Annotated in this window: 22 protein-coding genes; 11 read left to right on the top strand and 11 right to left on the bottom strand. The window is 71.7% G+C overall.

The window, feature by feature from the left end; genetic code table 11:
- Positions 1-65: 65 nt before the first annotated feature.
- Both F4559_RS03650 and F4559_RS36190 read right to left on the bottom strand, forming a co-directional pair.
- The gene (locus F4559_RS03650) at positions 66-1,268 is read right to left on the bottom strand and encodes a glycosyltransferase (protein WP_184666156.1); all 1,203 of its coding nucleotides are present in this window, start codon (positions 1,266-1,268) and stop codon (positions 66-68) included.
- Complete coding sequence (locus tag F4559_RS36190) at positions 1,265-1,591, bottom strand: hypothetical protein (protein ID WP_184666155.1); 327 nt, start codon at positions 1,589-1,591, stop codon at positions 1,265-1,267. Before F4559_RS36190 ends, F4559_RS03650 begins: the two co-directional genes overlap by 4 nt.
- 130 nt (positions 1,592-1,721) lie before the next feature.
- Between F4559_RS36190 and F4559_RS03640 the strand changes: the two genes are divergently transcribed.
- The 5 genes from F4559_RS03640 to F4559_RS03620 all read left to right on the top strand — a co-directional run bounded on the left by F4559_RS03640 (position 1,722) and on the right by F4559_RS03620 (position 5,453).
- Complete coding sequence (locus tag F4559_RS03640; protein ID WP_184666154.1) at positions 1,722-2,129, top strand: GDP-mannose 4,6-dehydratase; 408 nt, start codon at positions 1,722-1,724, stop codon at positions 2,127-2,129.
- Positions 2,123-3,244: a glycosyltransferase gene (locus tag F4559_RS36185; protein WP_184666153.1), complete on the top strand. Its 1,122-nt coding sequence runs from the start codon at positions 2,123-2,125 to the stop codon at positions 3,242-3,244. The genes F4559_RS03640 and F4559_RS36185 overlap by 7 nt, the downstream gene beginning before the upstream one ends.
- Before the next feature lie 34 nt (positions 3,245-3,278).
- Entirely contained in the window at positions 3,279-3,452 is a 174-nt protein-coding gene (locus F4559_RS03630; RefSeq protein ID WP_184666152.1) for a hypothetical protein, read from the top strand.
- Positions 3,453-3,870: 418 nt separating this feature from the next.
- Positions 3,871-4,623 carry an FkbM family methyltransferase gene (locus tag F4559_RS03625; protein ID WP_184666151.1) on the top strand — a complete coding sequence of 251 codons (753 nt, stop codon included), beginning with the start codon at positions 3,871-3,873 and terminating at the stop codon, positions 4,621-4,623.
- On the top strand, positions 4,620-5,453 hold the full coding sequence (locus F4559_RS03620; RefSeq protein WP_184666150.1) for an FkbM family methyltransferase: 834 nt from the start codon (positions 4,620-4,622) through the stop codon (positions 5,451-5,453). Before F4559_RS03625 ends, F4559_RS03620 begins: the two co-directional genes overlap by 4 nt.
- Positions 5,454-5,518: 65 nt before the next feature.
- On the opposite strand, the gene F4559_RS03615 is transcribed toward F4559_RS03620, so the two are convergent.
- A complete protein-coding gene (locus tag F4559_RS03615) occupies positions 5,519-5,926 on the bottom strand; it encodes a nucleoside deaminase (protein WP_312865467.1) in 408 nt (135 codons plus the stop codon).
- Positions 5,923-6,753 carry an LLM class flavin-dependent oxidoreductase gene (locus F4559_RS03610; RefSeq protein ID WP_184666149.1) on the bottom strand — a complete coding sequence of 277 codons (831 nt, stop codon included), beginning with the start codon at positions 6,751-6,753 and terminating at the stop codon, positions 5,923-5,925. The genes F4559_RS03615 and F4559_RS03610 overlap by 4 nt, the downstream gene beginning before the upstream one ends.
- A gap of 93 nt (positions 6,754-6,846) precedes the next feature.
- Here F4559_RS03610 and F4559_RS03605 point away from each other — a divergent pair, with 93 nt between their 5' ends.
- Positions 6,847-7,293: an Lrp/AsnC family transcriptional regulator gene (locus F4559_RS03605; protein WP_184666148.1), complete on the top strand. Its 447-nt coding sequence runs from the start codon at positions 6,847-6,849 to the stop codon at positions 7,291-7,293.
- Positions 7,294-7,299: 6 nt separating this feature from the next.
- On the opposite strand, the gene F4559_RS03600 is transcribed toward F4559_RS03605, so the two are convergent.
- From F4559_RS03600 to F4559_RS03590, 3 genes are read right to left on the bottom strand one after another with little or no spacing between them, the layout of a single operon-like run.
- A complete protein-coding gene (locus tag F4559_RS03600) occupies positions 7,300-8,097 on the bottom strand; it encodes a hypothetical protein (protein ID WP_184666147.1) in 798 nt (265 codons plus the stop codon).
- A complete protein-coding gene (locus tag F4559_RS03595) occupies positions 8,094-8,678 on the bottom strand; it encodes an RNA polymerase sigma factor (RefSeq protein WP_184666146.1) in 585 nt (194 codons plus the stop codon). Before F4559_RS03595 ends, F4559_RS03600 begins: the two co-directional genes overlap by 4 nt.
- Positions 8,675-9,544 (bottom strand): EamA family transporter, encoded by an 870-nt coding sequence (locus F4559_RS03590; RefSeq protein WP_312865466.1) that lies wholly within the window; start codon positions 9,542-9,544, stop codon positions 8,675-8,677. Before F4559_RS03590 ends, F4559_RS03595 begins: the two co-directional genes overlap by 4 nt.
- Positions 9,545-9,608: 64 nt before the next feature.
- On the opposite strand from F4559_RS03590, the gene F4559_RS03585 reads away from it, so the two are divergent.
- The 3 genes from F4559_RS03585 (at position 9,609) to F4559_RS03575 (ending at position 12,059) form a co-directional block, all read left to right on the top strand.
- On the top strand, positions 9,609-10,106 hold the full coding sequence (locus tag F4559_RS03585) for a MarR family winged helix-turn-helix transcriptional regulator (RefSeq protein WP_184666145.1): 498 nt from the start codon (positions 9,609-9,611) through the stop codon (positions 10,104-10,106).
- A gap of 205 nt (positions 10,107-10,311) precedes the next feature.
- Complete coding sequence (locus F4559_RS03580; protein WP_184666144.1) at positions 10,312-11,058, top strand: MHYT domain-containing protein; 747 nt, start codon at positions 10,312-10,314, stop codon at positions 11,056-11,058.
- 143 nt (positions 11,059-11,201) lie between these two features.
- The gene (locus tag F4559_RS03575; RefSeq protein WP_184666143.1) at positions 11,202-12,059 is read left to right on the top strand and encodes a Fic family protein; all 858 of its coding nucleotides are present in this window, start codon (positions 11,202-11,204) and stop codon (positions 12,057-12,059) included.
- On the opposite strand, the gene F4559_RS03570 is transcribed toward F4559_RS03575, so the two are convergent.
- Together F4559_RS03570 and F4559_RS03565 are read right to left on the bottom strand one after the other, a co-directional pair.
- Positions 12,060-12,473 (bottom strand): hypothetical protein, encoded by a 414-nt coding sequence (locus tag F4559_RS03570; protein ID WP_184666142.1) that lies wholly within the window; start codon positions 12,471-12,473, stop codon positions 12,060-12,062.
- Positions 12,470-12,700, bottom strand: a complete 231-nt coding sequence (locus tag F4559_RS03565) for a transcriptional regulator (RefSeq protein ID WP_184666141.1) — start codon at positions 12,698-12,700, stop codon at positions 12,470-12,472. Before F4559_RS03565 ends, F4559_RS03570 begins: the two co-directional genes overlap by 4 nt.
- Before the next feature lie 221 nt (positions 12,701-12,921).
- Between F4559_RS03565 and F4559_RS03560 the strand changes: the two genes are divergently transcribed.
- Positions 12,922-13,272 carry a helix-turn-helix domain-containing protein gene (locus tag F4559_RS03560; RefSeq protein WP_184666140.1) on the top strand — a complete coding sequence of 117 codons (351 nt, stop codon included), beginning with the start codon at positions 12,922-12,924 and terminating at the stop codon, positions 13,270-13,272.
- A gap of 96 nt (positions 13,273-13,368) precedes the next feature.
- Here F4559_RS03560 and F4559_RS03555 read toward each other — a convergent pair whose 3' ends face one another.
- Entirely contained in the window at positions 13,369-13,656 is a 288-nt protein-coding gene (locus F4559_RS03555; RefSeq protein ID WP_184666139.1) for a hypothetical protein, read from the bottom strand.
- 163 nt (positions 13,657-13,819) lie between these two features.
- Here F4559_RS03555 and F4559_RS03550 point away from each other — a divergent pair, with 163 nt between their 5' ends.
- On the top strand, positions 13,820-15,025 hold the full coding sequence (locus F4559_RS03550) for a helix-turn-helix domain-containing protein (RefSeq protein WP_312865465.1): 1,206 nt from the start codon (positions 13,820-13,822) through the stop codon (positions 15,023-15,025).
- Here the strand turns inward: F4559_RS03550 and F4559_RS03545 are convergent.
- Complete coding sequence (locus F4559_RS03545) at positions 15,022-16,023, bottom strand: NAD-dependent epimerase/dehydratase family protein (RefSeq protein WP_184666137.1); 1,002 nt, start codon at positions 16,021-16,023, stop codon at positions 15,022-15,024. The two genes, F4559_RS03550 and F4559_RS03545, sit on opposite strands and share 4 nt — an antisense overlap.
- Between the last annotated feature and the right edge of the window lie 9 nt (positions 16,024-16,032).

Here is a 16,032-nt window from a genome sequence, read left to right as displayed (position 1 = left end):
CTTCGGCCGCGATCAGGGCGCGATCAGGGCGCTGCCACCGAACCCACCCACCGCACGACCGATTCTCAGCGCGCCACCCCGCACAACCAGTCCTCGTACGCGTCCAGCGCGCGGTCCCGATCGAGCGTCCGACGTGCATGGTCCAGTCCCGCCGCCGCGAGCGACTCCGCGTACGCACGGTCGCGGGCCAGGTCCAGCACGGTGTTCAGCAACGCCACCGCGTCACCGGGTTCGACCACGCACCCAGCCCGGGCGGCGGTCACCTCCGTCGCCGTCGTCGAGTCGCGGTGCGCGGCGGCCACCACCGGCCGCCCGGCGCGGAAGTACGCGGTCAGCTTGCGGGGCAGGCGGATCCCGGGCGGGCCCGGCCGTTCGTTCACGATCAGCACGTCCGCCGCGCCCAACGCCGTCGGCAGCAGGTCGCCGGCCACCGGCGCCACCACGGACACCCGCGGCAACCCCCGCGCCCGCGCCACCACCTCGGGCCGGGCCGCACCGTCGCCCATCAGCACGAAGTGCACGGGTTCCCGCCGGATGCCCGCGATCCGCGCGGCCTCGACGACGTTCACCAGGTCCTGCCGCACGCCCATGTTCCCGGCGTGCAGCGCGACGAACCCGTCCACCGGCCACCCGAGCGCCCGGCGTGCCTCGTGGCGGTCGACGTCGGGCCGGCACGAGGCGCCGTGCGCCCAGTCGCGGATCACGGTGAGCCGCACCGGGTCCAGCCGGTAGGCGTGTTCCAGGTACGAGCGGACCGAGTCGTGGGCCACCGACACCCCGGCGGCCCGCGCCAACAGCGACCGCTCGAACCCGGCCGCGCGCGTGCCCCGCCCGCACAGGTCCTGGACGACCACGGCCAACGGCACGCCGACGCGGTCGGCATAGCACCGGGCGGCGGCCGACGACAGCAGCGACGGACTCACCCCGACGACGACGTCCGGTCTGGGCCTCGTGCACAGCAGCCGCACCAGCGCGTGCGCCGCGAACGAAGCCTCGTGCACGAACCGACCGATCGCCGTCGGCCGGCGCGGCACGTGGTGCCACAGCCTGGTCACGTCGACACCGTGCTCCCGCGTGCGACGCGCCAACCCGTGCCGCAGCCACCGGTACTCGGCGGGCAGCCGCCACGCCGGGTAGTACGGAAACCCCGTCACGACCCGCACCGCGTGCCCGCGCGCGGCCAACCCCCGCGCCAGGCCCGTCGAGTACGGCGCGACGCCGTGGCTGTCGGGGTGGAAGTCGAGGCCGACGATCGTCACGGACGTCACCGGCGTGCCACCTCCCGGTGCCCGACGGACCGGCGGCAGGTCCTGGCGCGCTGCGCGCCGCCGGGTACCGAGAGGACGACCGTTCCCCGTCGGCGCAGCGGGTGCACGCACGCCTTGCCCGGGTCGTCGGCGCGCGGATCCCACGACGTCACGGTGTCCGCGACGCACTCGACAGCCCGGTGGATCGACGTGGGCGGCGCGTAGCGGTCGAACTCGGCAGAGCACGGCCTGGTACAGCCCGGCGTCCGGACGATCACGGCCCCGGCGGGACCGCCCGTTCCCGCCGCGAAGACCTGTTCCGCCGTCGACAGTCGGTCGGCCACAAAGTCCTCCCATTCGGGTGAGATCGCGTCACCCGTCGGCGCCGTGCCCGCTCGCGGGCACGGCCCTATCGTTGCCCGTGCTCGCGGCAAGCGCGAGCCCACGACCACCGTCCGATATGGAGGAACCGGTATGACGAAGCGAGCCTTGGTCACCGGCATCACCGGTCAGGACGGGAGCCGCCTGGCCGGACTGTCGATCTCCCGGGGACACCGGGCGCACGGCGTCGTCCGCCGCGCGAGCACAGTCGACACCAGCCGCATCGACCACAGGAACAAACGAACACCGCTCCGGCCCTCCTCGCCTTGCACCTCGGCCGGGACACAACGGATCGCACGCGACCACCGCCGCGGGTATGCGGTCGACGGCACCCCGTCCGACCACGGGAGCCCGGGTTCGACGATCGCCGACTGCGAGGTGGCGGCAGAGGTCGACCGCGCGTCGGTCGGACTCGTCGTGGGCCACGCGCTCGGCCGGGGCACGGTCGCGCCGCGTCGGTCGAGCCGCCAGGTGACCGCGACGGCGTTGGGCGAGTGGTGAAGGCCGTCCACTTCGTCGCCAGCGTCGGCGACTCGTACGGCGGCGTGGCGACCGCGGTCGCCGGTCTGGGTGCCGTGGAACGGCACCTCGGGCACGTGCCCAGCCTGGTCACGCTCGACCGGCCGGAGCAGGGCACGGACACGTTGCGGCGGGCGGTGCGCGCGTTCGACGTGCACCTGCTGGTGCCGCACCGGTTCACCGGGCGGTTCCACCACGGCCGCGACCTGACGGCCACCGCCCGTGCCCTGGTGGCCGAGCACGACGTCGTCGTGGTGCACGGCGTGTTCGACGCGGTCGCGCAGGCCGGGTGGCTCGCGGCACGCGCGGCGGGCAAGCCCTACCTGGTGTGGCCGCACGGCAGCCTCGACGCGTACGACCTGCGCCGTCACCGCCTGGCGAAGTTCGCGCTGGCACCGCTGTGGCGGGCCATGCTCAACGGTGCGCGGGCCGTGGTGTGCACGACCCGCCGCGAGGCCGAACGGGTGCGCCGGTTCGGCGCCACGACCGCGACCACCGTCGTGCCGTTGACCACCGGCGGTCCGCCGGTGATCCCCCGGCAGGCCGCCCGCGACGAGTACCGCACCGTGCTCTACCTGGGTCGCATCGACCACAAGAAGGGGTTGCCGCTGCTGCTGGAGGCGTTCGACCGGGCCGCGGCGCCCGGCGACGAACTCGTGATCGCGGGCAGCGGCGACGAGGAACTGGAGTCGGCGTTGCGGCGGCGGGCGGCGCTGATCCTCGGCGACCGCACCGTGTACTTCCCGGGCTGGGTCGACGGCGTGACCCGACGGGCGCTGTTCACGCGGGCCGACGTGTTCGCGTTGCTCAGCGACAACGAGAACTTCGGGCTGTCGGTCGCGGAAGCGGTCGAGTCGGGCGTGCCCGCGCTGCTCAGCGACCAGGTCTACCTGGGCGACGAACTGGTGGAGCACGAGGCGGCCGTGGTGTGCGAGCGCACGGTCGAGTCGGCGGCGACGAGCCTGCGCCGCCTGCTCGACGACGCCGACCTGCGCCGCCGCGTGGGCCACAACGGCCAGGTGTACGCCCGGGACCGGTTCGCCGTGCCGGCGGTGGCCGACGCGTACCTGTCGCTGCTGGGCGGCATCCGGTGCTGAGCCGAGTCGCACCACCCGGGCCCGGGGGTGTCCGGTGCTGAGCCCGCTCATGCCCGGCCCGGACCCCGGACGCCATTCCACCGCCGGTCTCGCGGGGATCCCGCGACGGCTCTCCCCCGACGACGGACTCGTCGTCGGGGACCACGGCTCCACGGACGACCCGCTCGGGGTGCCGACCGGCGAAGACCCCGCGAAGGTGGTCCGGTGATCTCGGTGACCGCGCCGCACACCCGCTAAGCCGGCGGCACGCCGCACGGCGGCGTGCCGGCCAAGTTCCTCGGCCCGATCGACGGCGCCCACTTCCGCCGCACCTGCACGCGAATCGGCCCGTGACCCGAGCGGTCCTCATGATCATGGCGGCGCACCGGTCGAATTCCGCGCGGCTCGCACCTCCCCTTTCGACGCGGCCGGACCGGTCCCGGCTCGAAACGGCGGCCTATACGCCGCAACAGGTCTACGTGCACCTGGTCGCCGATACGAAGAGCGAGGACGGCGGCCGAGCCGGACCCGGAGCCACGCGTTCGGGTGCTTTCAGGTGACGCTTCGGCTTCGGTCCGGCTGAGGGCGGCGTCGGCGGGTCCAGTATGGACACCGGCCACCCCGGACGCCGGACCCGAGGAGTTCCGTTGAGCGTCGACCTCGCCAGGCACGTACCGCCCGCGCTGCGCTCGGGCATCAGGAGGGTCGCGAGCCGGGCGGGGTTGGCGATATCGCGCCACCCGTTCCCGCGTCGGGTCGTCCGGTTGGCGAACCTGGTCGGCGTCACCACGATCCTCGACATCGGCGCGAATTCCGGCCAATACGCCGCGCTGATGCGCGAATCCGGGTTCCCCGGCGGGCTGGTCTCGGTGGAACCGCTGAGCGGTCCGTTCGGCGACCTGCGCCGACGGTCGCGCGACGACCGGTCGTGGTCGGCGCTGCGGGTCGCGGTCGGCGACCGCGAGGGCGAGGTCGAGATCAACATCGCGGGCAACGCGGGCGCGTCGTCGTCCGTGCTCGACATGCTGCCCGTGCACGAGCAGGCCGCGCCCGATTCCCGTTACCAGGGCAAAGAAGTCGTCCGCATGACCACCCTGGACGCGTTGTCCGCCGATCTGCGGCTGCCGCTGCGGCACACCCTCGTGAAGATCGACGTGCCGGGGTACGAGGCGCAGGTGCTCGCCGGCGCGGCGGAGAGCCTGTCGTCGATCACCGCCGTGCAGGTCGAGCTGACCCTGGTCGAGCTGTACGCCGGGCAGCGGCTGATGGACGACGTCGTGGAAACCTTGACCGACCGGGGTTTCACGCTGTGGGCGCTGGAACCCGGGTTCAGCGATCCGCGCACCGGGCGCCTGCTCCAGTGCGACGGACTGTTCGTACGGGAGGAGTCGATCCCATGACCGTGCCGCGCAGTGCGATCCCCCGGCCCCGGCTCGAAGTCGAGCGCGGCGCCGGCTACCACCGGGTCCGTGTGGTCGGCCTGGTGGCCGCCGCGCACGCGGCCCTGACCGGCGGCGTCCTCAACCGCGCGGTGCTGCGGCTGCTCGACCGGGCGTTGCCCCGACGTGGCGTGCCGGCCGTGCGCGTGTCCGTGTCGCCCGGCGTGAACCTGCGCCTGCACGGCGGCGGCGCGTTGGCACGCATGGCCGTGGTGGGCGCGGGCTACGAGCACGCCGAGGGCGAGGTGCTCACCGGCGCGACCCAGCCCGGCGGGGTGTTCGTCGACGTGGGCGCGAACGTCGGCTGGTTCTCGCTGCTCGTCGGCGCGCACCGGCCGGCGGGCGAGGTGTGGGCGTTCGAGCCGATCGACGACACGGCCCGGCACCTGGAACGCGCGGTCGTGGCGTCGGACCTGCGCAACGTGCTGGTGTACCGGATCGCGTTGGGCGAGCACGACTCCGACGCGGAGTTCCTGGTGACGCCCGACTCGGCGTTCTCGCACCGGGCGGCCGACGGCGGCACGTCGTGCCCGGTGCGCACGCTGGACGGGATCTGGCGGGCGGCGGGCGGGCCGCGGGTGGACTGCGTGAAGATCGCCGTCGAGGGCGACGAACCGGCCGTGCTGCGCGGCGCCCGCGAGATGATCGCGTGCTGGCGACCGTTGCTGCTGGTGGACACGCCGACGAGCGAGCGGCGCGCGGCCGTGCTCGCCGAGGTGGCCGGCCTGGGCTACCGGGAGCAGGAGTGCTCGGGGCTGCTGCCGTACAACACGGTGCTCACGGTGTCCTGACCGGGCACGACCACGTCGCCCCGTCGGATGCCGAAGGTCGACGCGTGGAGCACCGGGTGGAACCGTCAGTAGTAGCCCGCCACCGGGACGCGGGCCTCGTCGAACAGGTCCGGCCCGTCCTGCGGCACGGGCGGGAACCCGCCGCCGGGCTTGAGGGTGAGCAGTTGCCCTTCGGACAACGCGAACACCACTCGTCCCAGGCCCGAGCGTTCGATCGCGCCCGTGCACATGCCGCACGGCTGGCAACTCGTGTACATCGTGGTCCCGGCCGCGATCTCCGGAGCGAGTTCCCGCGCCGCCCAGCGGGCGAGCTTCAGCTCCGGGTGGGCGGTGATGTCGTTGTCGGACAACGAGGTGTTGCGCTCCTCCCGCAGCACCTCGCCGTCCGGGCCGACGAGCAGCGAGCCGAACGGCGGGTTGCCCGAGGCGCGGGCTTCGGCGGCCAACGCGATCGCGCGGTGCAGGTGGGTCACCGGAATTCCTTTCGCACGGCGGCCAGCGCGTGCCAGGCCGCCTCGGGTTCGAGGGTCTCGCGCGGGTCGCCGAGGTACGGGTCGAGCACGACGGTACCGGCGCCGAGGTCGCGCAGCCGGTGGAGGTCGGCGACGACCTGCGCCACCGTGCCTTCGCCGAGCCGCCGTTCGGCGGGCGGGTCGTCGGTCAGGTTCAGCAGGATGCGGGGTGCGAGCGCGGGCACGGGTTTCCCGGCGTCCTGGGCGGCGGTCTTGAGGCGTGCCAAGGCTTCCTCGAACTGCTCGGGTGTCTGCCGCAACGGGTGCCACGCGTCCCCGTGCGCCACCGCACGACGCAACGCGGGCGCGGAATCGCCGCCGACCCAGATCGGGATGTGCCCGGCCCGGTAGTCGTCGTGGTCGCGCCAGGCGTCCTTGATCGTCACGAGCGCCTCGTCGGTCAGCCGTCCCCGTCGGTCGTGCGGCACGCCGAGCGCGTCGTGCTCCTGACGGGCCCACCCGGCGCCGACGCCGAGCACGAACCGCCCGCCGGAGAGCCGGTCGAGGTTGGCGGCCATGCGCGCCACCAGCAGCGGGTGCCGCAACGGCAGGACGAGCACGGTCGTGCCGAGCGTGATCCGCTCGGTCACACCGGCCAGCCAGGACAGCGTGGTGAACGGCTCGTAGAAGGGCGCCGGGTAGAACGCCTTGACGTCGTCGGTGATCACGACGTGGTCGGACACCATCAGCAGGTCGAATCCCAGCCCCTCGACGGTCCGCGCCCACGCGCGCAACACCTCGGGGTTCGTGCCGGGGCCGAAGTTGGGGACGTTCACACCGAGTCGCACGCCGACAACGCTATGGCCCGGACCGGAAAACCTGAAGGGACACTCCACGGTCCGCCGCCGGGTCCACCGGGGATGCCCCGGTAGTTTGGCCGCGTGACCCTGGATGCCACGGACTGGGCGATTCTGCTGGAGTTGCAGGCCGACGGTCGCCTGCCGTTCACGGAGCTGGGCCGCCGGGTCAACCTCGGCGCGTCCGCCACGGCGGACCGCGTGAAGCGCCTGGAGGAGACCGGTGTGATCACCGGCTACCGCGCCGAGGTCGACCTGGACAAGGCGGGCTACCCGGTGCTGGCCGTGGTGCGCCTCAAGTACCCGGGCAACCGGCACCAGCCGTTGCACGCGCTGCTGGCCGAACGCGCCGAGATCCTCGAATGCCTGCGCACGACGGGCGACGACTGCTACTCGCTGAAGGTCGCCGCCACGTCGATGGCCCACCTGGAACGCGTGGTGAACGAGCTGACCGACTTCGGCAGCACCACGACCAACATCGTCTACACCCGGACGCTGCCCTACCGGGGCGTGTCCACCCCGCCGGCCTGACCGGCCCTACCGCCAGGGACCCTTGGGCGGGCAGTCGCCGATCCCCGGTCCGGTGACCCCGTTCGAGTCGAGCACGGGGAATCCGCAGTCCGCGTCGCCGATCACCGCGCCGTCGGCGGACAGCGCCTCGATCTTCGACGAGGTCGAGTCGCCGGGTTCGACGGAGCGGATCAGGTAGACGCCGTTGAGCGGGGTGATCAGGCTCTCCTGCCCGCCGTGCCGGAAGCGGACCTTGGCCACGTCGGCGGCCACCCGGCCGATCGTGACGTTGATGTGCCCGGCGGCCGAGGTCCACGCGAGCATGGTGTCCCGCGAGATCACGCCGGGGAGCACGTTCATGTCGCCGCCCAGGACCAACAGCGAGTGGAACGGCGGCTTGCCGGGCTCGTCCAGAGCGCAGGCGACGCCCTCCTTGCTGTTGTAGAGCACGGCGATCTTGCCGTACCGGTCTTCCAGGTAGTGGTACAGCCGGACCTTGCCCGACAGGTTGGCGGACTGGGCGCAACCGGCCTCGATCTCGGCGATCCGCCCCGGGTCGAGGTCGAGCTTCGCCCCGTGGTGGGGCAGTTCCCCGGTGGCGACGGGCGCGGACCCGAGCCCGATCCCCTCGGTTCCGGCGCCCTCGGTTCCGCTGCGCTGCCAGGCGGCGAGCGTCGTCACGAGGGCGAGGCCCGCGACGGCGGCCACCAGGACCGGTGCGAGGCGGCGGAGCGGACGGGGTCGGTCCACTGTCTCCTGGAGCACGGCGCGGATCCGGGCCTGGCGGTAGGGCGGCAGGTCGCGCACGGGTGGCAGGTCGCTCATCGACTTTCCTCCACGGTTCGGTTGGGAACGACGACCTCGTGGTACTCGCGGCCCAGGCGGGCACGGGCCTTGCTGACCCGGGCCCGCACACTGGATTCGGCGATGCCGAGCACGGCGGCGGCGTCCGCGTAGGACACGTCCGACCACACGCACAGGGCCAATGCTTCGCGCTGGTTGCGCGGAAGCCGTTCCACGGCCTTGAGCAGCTCGCCCATCCGACGCTGGTCGTCGACGCGTTCGGCGACGTGGTCGGCGTGGTCGGGTACCGGGTTCTCGGCGGGGACGCGGCGCACCAGGCGCAGGCGGCGCAGCAGCGTGCGCTGGTGGCTCCGCACCACGTTGGTGGCGACGGCGAGCAGCCAGGGCAGGGCCGAGTCGCGTTCGAGCACGACCCGGTCCCGCTTGCGCCAGGCGACGAGGAACGTCGCCTGGAGCTGGTCCTCGGCCTCGGCCCACGACGCGGTCAGCCGGAAGCAGTGGTTGTACACCGCTCTGGCGTGCCGGTCGAACAGCTCGCCGAAGGCGTACCCGTCGCCCTCCGTCGCCCGCGACCACAGCGTGCGGTCGTCATCGGTCGTCATACCCGTTTCGTGTCCACCAACGCGGGCCGTGTTGCCGGTCGACTCTGCATGAGGAGGATGACCGTGATCACGACCGCCGCGCCGAGCAGCTGCCACCCGGTGAGCCGCTGGTCGAGCAGCGCCCACCCGGTGACCACCGCGACCACCGGGCTGAGCTGGCCCAGGAACGACACCGTGGTGACGGGCAGCACGGCCACGCCCCGGAACCACAGGCTGTACGCGACCGCCGCGCCGATGATCGTCAGGTACGCGTACCCGCCGACGTTGGTCCAGGTCAGCGTGGCCGGGAGCCCTTCGACGACCAGCGTGACCGGCAGCAGCATCAGTCCGCCGGCGATGAGCTGCCACCCGGTGGTGACCAGCGGCGGTGCCGGCGCGACCCAGCGTTTGCTCAGCACGACCCCGCACGCCATCACGCCCGCACCGCCCAGCGCGGCCAGCACGCCGAGCAGGTCGAGGCGGGCTTCGGCGCGCAGGACCAGCAGCGCCACGCCCGCCATCCCGGCCACGCCCGCGAGCGCCACGCGCAGGCTCAGCCGCTGACCGAGGAGCGCGGTCGACAGCCCGGCCACGAGCAGCGGCTGGATCGAGGTGACGGTCGCGGCGACGCCGCCGGGCAACCGGTAGGCGGCCAGGAACAGCAGGGGGAAGAACGCGCCGATGTTCAGCGCGCCCAGCACCGCCGACCGCCACCACCAGTCGCCCCTGGGTAGTCGCCGGGTGATCGCGACGAGGAGCAGTCCGGCGGGCAGCGCGCGCAGCAGACCGGCCAGCAGCGGCCGGTCGGCGGGCAGGAACTCCGTGGTCACGTAGTAGGTCGTGCCCCACACCATCGGGGCGAACGCCGTGAGGAGGTTGCTTAGCACTAAGGCAATGTAGCTCAGTGCTAAGACATCCGGCGAGGAGATACCTCACCGCTAAGCTATTGAGATGGATCACGTCGACCACGTGCTGGCGCAGTGGAGCAGGCAACGACCGGACCTCGACGTGTCACCCATGGCCGTGATCGGCCGGCTCGCCCGGCTCAACCGCGCGATCCTCGCCGAGCAGCAGCGGACGTTCGCGTCGCACGACCTGGACCGGCCGTCGTTCGACGTGCTGGCCACACTGCGCCGCAGCGACCCGCCGCACCGGCTCACCCCGACCCAGCTCATGCGCGCGGCCATGATCACGTCGGGCGCGGTGACCCAACGCCTGGACCGACTGGAGGCGCGCGGCCTGGTCACCCGGGGCCCGAACGCGGCCGACGGGCGCGGCGTCGTGGTCGAACTGACCGACCGGGGCCGCGAACTCGTGGACCGCGCGCTGCCCGACCACCTCGCCACCGAGCAGCGCCTGCTGCACGCGCTGGACGAGGACGGACGCGCGGAGCTGGCCGGGATCCTGCGGACCGTCCTGGAGTCGCTGGGCGACCGCTGGGAGTCCTAGACCGCCCGGACCAACATCGTTCGCACTGGTGGCGCAGAGTGGTGCACGCCACTCCGCCCAGTCACTCCGCGTCCGTTTAGTGGCTTTTCAATAACAGAGCGTAGCCGATCTTCGTCTGAATCGTCTCAAGTAGGTGAACTCACCTCGGGAAACACTGGATTCGACCATGACAGCGGGTTAGTAAGCCTCTGTGAATCACGAAGCGATGGAACACTTCTCGTCCGGACCCTGGACCCTGATCATCGCGTACGCCGTCGCCGTGATCGGCTCGTTGATCGGCCTGTCCTGCATGGCGCGGGCGCGGGCCGAGACCAAGACCGGCGCGAAGGTGCTGTGGACGGTGTTCGGCGCGTTCGCGATCGGCGGCATCGCGATCTGGCTCATGCACTTCATCGCCATGCTCGGCTTCGACATCCCCGGCTCGGTGATCAAGTACGACGCGGGGCTCACCGCCCTGTCCGCCGTCGTGGCCGTCGTGGTGGTCGGCATCGGACTCTCGCTGGTCACGCTGGTGCGGTTCAGCAAGACCCGGCTGGTGATCGCGGGCGTGCTGGCGGGCTCCGGCGTCGCGGGCATGCACTACATGGGCATGGGCGCGATCCGGTTCAAGGGCGCGATCATGTACGACGAGCTGCTGGTCGTGCTGTCGGTGGTGATCGCGATCGTGGCGGCGACGGCGGCGTTCTGGTTCACGCTCGTCGTGCGCACCGCGGCGGCGGGGGTCGCGGCCGGTCTGATCATGGGCGTCGCGGTGACCGGCATGCACTACACCGGCATGGCGGCGGTCGTCGTGGCCACGGACACCGACCTGCCCGCGCCGCAGGGCATGAGCGTCTTCGACCTCGTGTTCCCGGTGTTCGTCACCAGCGGTCTGGTCGTCGCGGTCCTGCTGTGGATGCTGTTCACCGCCTCGAACGACCCGTTCGCCGAACCCGCCCGCTCGAAGGCCTGATCTTTTAAGAATCAGCATTATTCGGCATCACACCGGACGACCCTGGAGCTATTCCGACCCATTGGTCAAAAGTCGGGGAATAACTCCGAATTCCGGGGTCTCCATGCTTGCGGGAAATATACGCATCGGCCATCCTTCCGAACATGTGCTCCCCGGCGACGTATTCGGTTCTGGCCGAGGCCGAACACGCGCTCGGCCGGCTCGACGAGGCGGCGGAACGACTTCCCGGCCGGCACTGGTTCGTGCGGTCGACCCGGGTCCGCGACGCGGTCTGCTCCGCGCACCTGTCCGGGCTCCCGGTCGGCCTGCGCGAGGCGTTCGCGGCGGACCTGGTGGCCGGGCAGGGTCCGCCGCCGGTCGACCGGTACGGGCCGACCAGGGCGCTCGCGCCGTACCTGGCCGTGCCGGACGGGGTCGACGAGCCGTTGACGCCGGACGTGCCGCGTCTGGAGGCGATCGCGTCCGCGCACTACCGGCGTGAGGTGCTGCGGCCGTTCCGGGCCCAGGAGGCGCATCGGGCGCGGGCGGCGTCCATGCGGCAGCTCGTGGACGCCGGGCTGCTGCGGGACGAGGTGCTGCCGCTGTCGTTGGCGCTGGAGGAGGACACGCCCGAGTACCGGCGGCAGCTCCACCGGGTCGTGGAGACCGGCGAGGTCGAGCAGTGGCTGCGCTTCTTCGCCGAGGCCGTACGCGACCAGGCGTTGGCACAGGTGCGGTTGATCGGCCGGACGCTGGAGCTGATCGACGAGTACGCGCGGCGGGTGCGCCGGGCCGGGACGCTCGCCGAGGTGGCCGTCGACCTGGCCGGGTTCCCGGTGGTCAACCACCGGGCGCTGGTCGACCGGTACGAGGTCAGCCCGAAGACCGCGACCAACCTGACCAGGCAGATGGTCGAGCTGGGCATGCTCGTGCAGTGGGGCGGCGGGTCGACCTACCGGCGGATCTACGTGTGCGAGGACGCGCTGGGCCTGGTCTCGCAGGAGTCGCCCGACCTGTGGTGATCAGGGGTCGTGCCGGACCGCCTCGGGACGGCCGAACTCCGCCAGCAGCGCGTGCAGGCGGCGGTGGGCCTCGACGATCGCGGGCTCGTCGCGGTGGACGCGGGCGATGGCGAGGACCTCGTCGGCGCAGTCCAGGACCTGGCGCCGTGCGCCCAGGCCCCGGTAGTCGTCGACCAGCGCGAGGAGCGTGCCCGTCGTCTCGTGCGGGTCGTCGAGGCGGCGACGCAGGGCAAGTTCGCGACGGCGTTGCGCCACGGCGACCCGCAGGTCGCCGCGTTCGCGACAGGCGTCCGCCTCCGCACGGAACCGGCCGGCCAGCCGGGCCAGGGGTGCGCGCAGTGCGGGGCGTTCGTCCGGGTGCGCACGCCACCGCTCGGTGAGGTGGGCGGCGGCGCGCACGAGCCCGTCGGTCACCGTCGCAGGTGGACGACTTCGAAGAGGTCGTCGAACTGCATCGGGGACAGCGCGACCAGCGCGCCCGCGATGAACGCGGGTCCGGGTTGGAGTTCGCCGGAGCGGACCCGGGTCACGGTGGAGCGGTTGACCTCCATCGCCTTGGACAGCGCGTAGTCGGAACCGAAGCCCGCGAGCTGGACCGCTTTCGTGAAAGCGCCGCCGCGGAGTCTGATCGTGTGGGCCATCGCCGCCTCGTACCGTTGTGTGTTCTCGCCTCATCCGGTGTGTTCGCGCGACGCTAGTCCGTTCCGGTGGTCGGACGCAAGCACTCCACACCGCGTCTGACCTGCGACAACCCGTTGTCTCAACGCCCCGTCGACGTTTTCCACAGTGGTCACCCGATCGGCGGCGACCTAGCGGTCGGCGCCTTACGCTTGTTGTGCGAGCGCACGTAACATGCACCTCCGTGACCACAGATGAGAGCAATCACTCGTCCTGGTGGAAGTTCGTCGAACGACAGTTGGCCGACCGCGGGTTGTCGACCGGCGACCTGGCCCGCCTGGCCAAGGTCGACCGGAGCCGGTTCACCGACTGGCGACGCGGCCGGAAGATCTCGATCGAGAACGCGCGGTCCATCGCGCGGGTTTTCGAGCTGAGCATGCTGGAGGTGATGGTCGAAGCGCGCCTGATCACAGCCGAGGAAGCCCAGTTGCGCGAGATCGCACCCAACGCCGGAATGCTTCCCGACGAGGAGTTGGTGAACGAACTCGGCCGCCGACTGAAGCACGCGCAGGCCGCCCGCAAACCGAAACCCTGACCGCCGACCGGAATAAGCGGAGACCCCGAATTCGCACTGGACGAGGGTGACCCGCATCACAGCAAAGACCAGTCGACAGGTTGCGTGCACGATCAACTAGCGAGGCGTGCACGCAACCCGGCCAAGTCCACGATGGACACCCGGCCCTGCCGCGACCACATGCACCCCGATCCCTTCGGTGACGTTCGCGAGCAACTCCGCGTCCTCGACGGTCGCGTGCACCGAATGCCACCCGGCCTGATCGACCAACACCGCGCGCCCCGGGAACTCCAACACCCATCCGACGACCGCTCCCACCCCTGGTCCGTCGTCGACCAACCCGTAGAGCGCCGGCGCCTGCCCAAGGACGAGCTGCCGCCGCGCATCGGTTTCCGCGTTCTCCACCGCGCATTCCCCTTTCAGATTTCACGTGACTGCGGCACCATCGGAGTTCCCGCCGCCTTCGATGCGAAAAGTAAATCGCAGACGAACCCGGTGAACCCGCCCAAAATCCGTCCAAACCCCCTGATGCGGCCAGACAACAAGGGTGGAATGTGTGCGACTATGCATGCCAGGTCACTGTCGACGGAAGGCACAGGTCATGAACACCGCACGCATTCCGGGTCCTGGCGCCAATCTGGCGCGTCTGCGCAAGATCGCGGGGATGACGCAGTCCCGACTCGCACAGGCCATGGGCGTCTCCGAAGAGCACCTAGGCAAGATGGAGCGGGGCCTGCGCACGTTGACCCAGGGCAACGCCGCCCGCGCCGCGCAAGCGCTTGGGACCCCGTTGGACGAGGTCCTCGGCCGGACACCGGTGGACGTGCGCACCGAGGCCGACCTCGGCGAGCTGCGGGCCGTGATCCGGCGGTTCGACCTGCCCGGCGAGCGGCCACGGGTCGACTTTCGCGGAATTCTCACCCGAACGAAGCGCATCGGCGGGCACGTCAAAAGCGCCGATCTCGCCGCACTGATCGACGAACTGCCGGAATTCCTCACCATCGCGACCGACCACGCGCACGCCACCGGAAAGCCGGCGGCGTGGGAAGTCGTGACCCTCGGCTACAGCGCGGTCTATTACCTCGCCGCCCGCCACCGCTGGATGGACCTGGCCGAACTCGCGGTCGTCCGGCAAAAGGCGGCGGCCGAACGGGCGACTCCGTTCGCACCGGTCATCGCCGCCCGGGACGAAGCGGGTGCTTTCCTCAATTCCGGCGACTTCCCCGGCGGTCTGGCCGTCGTGGACCGGGCCCTGGTCCGGGCCCAGGCAGAACTGTCCGGCCGCGAACGGACACTGGCCGAGGGCGTGCTCCGACTGCGCGGCATGACCCTCGCCGGACGACTCCGCGACCGGGCGGAAGCCGAACGGCACATCACCGGCGCCCGGGACGCCGCGTCCGCGATCACCGAGGACGTGACCGACTCCGGCCGCATGTTCGGCCCGCAGAACACGGCCGTCCACGTCGCCGCGACCCTCGCCGACCTCGGCCGGTACCGGGAGTCGGCCGACACGGCGGACGAGTTGAAGCGGACCAAGCTCTCCCTGCCGCCGACCCGCGTCATGAACCTGTTCGTCGACGACTCCCGAACCCGCTTGGCACTCAAGGACCGCGATGGCGCCCTGATGTCCCTACGCCTCGCGTTCGAGGCCGCCCCGCAGAAGGCCAAGGTGCACCCGACGAGCCAGGAGGTGCTTCGCGTGCTCGTCGAGTTGCACCGGCGCAGCAATCCGGACCTGCGCAAGCTCGCGAACACCATGGGCCTGTCCTTCTAGGAACCGGCCTGCCAGGCGTCGAGCACCGCCGCCTCCTTCTCCGGGTCGATGCCCAACTGACCCGCCCGCTCGTGCTCGACCGCACGCTTGGTCCCCATCCACGCCCACGTGTCGCGCACCGTCTCGATCAACGGCCGCGTGCGCAACCCCGCCGCCCGAGCCCGCGACGAGTCGACGGCCCACGCCCCCGCGTACGTGCGCCAAAGGGGAATCTCCGTCCACTGGCGCAAACCCTGCGCCACGAGGAACTCGTCCGGCACCCAATGCGGTTCACCCGCGCACGCCACCGACACGCACGCGGCGAGGAAGTCGCCGAACGTCTCGGTGCCGGGCGCGGTCACGTTGAACACCCCCGTCGGTGCGGCCAAGGCGAACTCGGCCACGTCCCGCACGTCCACCGGCTGGATCGGACGATCCGGCGACCCCGGCGCGAGCACCCGACCTCCCCGGGCCACGCGGTTCAGCCACCACGGCAACCGGCCCACGTACTCGCGCGGGCCGAGGATCACGCCGGGGCGCAGGATCGTCACGCGGTCCGCGCCGAAGGCGTCCGTGACGGCACGTTCGCAGCCCACCTTGGTGAACCCGTACACCGACGGGCCGGGGTCGCCGTCGTGACCGTAGTCCCCTGCCGCGTCGGCCGGGCAGTCGAGCAGTTCGGACGTCTCCGTCAACGGCTCCACAGGCCAGCCGACGTAGGCCGACACGGACGACACGAACACGTACCGCCCCACGACCGGCGAGAGCGCCCGTGCCACCGCACCCACTTCACGTGGGACGTAGCCGGACGTGTCGACCACGACGTCCCACGGTCCGCCGGCGGCCAGGCGTGCCAGGTCGTCGACATCCGTCCGGTCGCCGCGCACCACCTCGACGCCGGGTGCGTCGTCGCCGGTCAGGCCGCGGCGGAACGTCGTGACCTCGTGTCCCCCGGCCAAAGCAGCGTCCACGATGGCCCGTCCGAGAAACCATGAACCACCCAGAACCAGTAGTCGCATGGCCCCCAC

The organism is Saccharothrix violaceirubra (assembly GCF_014203755.1).
Classification (GTDB): domain Bacteria; phylum Actinomycetota; class Actinomycetes; order Mycobacteriales; family Pseudonocardiaceae; genus Actinosynnema; species Actinosynnema violaceirubrum.
This window is presented reverse-complemented; position numbering and strand designations above follow the sequence as displayed.

Excerpts from the sequence above, each read along its gene's own strand:
- F4559_RS03640 (WP_184666154.1), top strand. The coding sequence starts at position 1,722 with ATGACGAAGCGAGCCTTGGTCACCGGCATCACCGGTCAGGACGGGAGC.
- F4559_RS03620 (WP_184666150.1), top strand. The coding sequence starts at position 4,620 with ATGACCGTGCCGCGCAGTGCGATCCCCCGGCCCCGGCTCGAAGTCGAG.
- F4559_RS03600 (WP_184666147.1), bottom strand. The coding sequence starts at position 8,097 with ATGAGCGACCTGCCACCCGTGCGCGACCTGCCGCCCTACCGCCAGGCC.
- F4559_RS03595 (WP_184666146.1), bottom strand. The coding sequence starts at position 8,678 with ATGACGACCGATGACGACCGCACGCTGTGGTCGCGGGCGACGGAGGGC.
- F4559_RS03585 (WP_184666145.1), top strand. The coding sequence starts at position 9,609 with ATGGATCACGTCGACCACGTGCTGGCGCAGTGGAGCAGGCAACGACCG.
- F4559_RS03580 (WP_184666144.1), top strand. The coding sequence starts at position 10,312 with ATGGAACACTTCTCGTCCGGACCCTGGACCCTGATCATCGCGTACGCC.
- F4559_RS03575 (WP_184666143.1), top strand. The coding sequence starts at position 11,202 with ATGTGCTCCCCGGCGACGTATTCGGTTCTGGCCGAGGCCGAACACGCG.
- F4559_RS03565 (WP_184666141.1), bottom strand. The coding sequence starts at position 12,700 with ATGGCCCACACGATCAGACTCCGCGGCGGCGCTTTCACGAAAGCGGTC.
- F4559_RS03550 (WP_312865465.1), top strand. The coding sequence starts at position 13,820 with ATGCCAGGTCACTGTCGACGGAAGGCACAGGTCATGAACACCGCACGC.
- F4559_RS03545 (WP_184666137.1), bottom strand. The coding sequence starts at position 16,023 with ATGCGACTACTGGTTCTGGGTGGTTCATGGTTTCTCGGACGGGCCATC.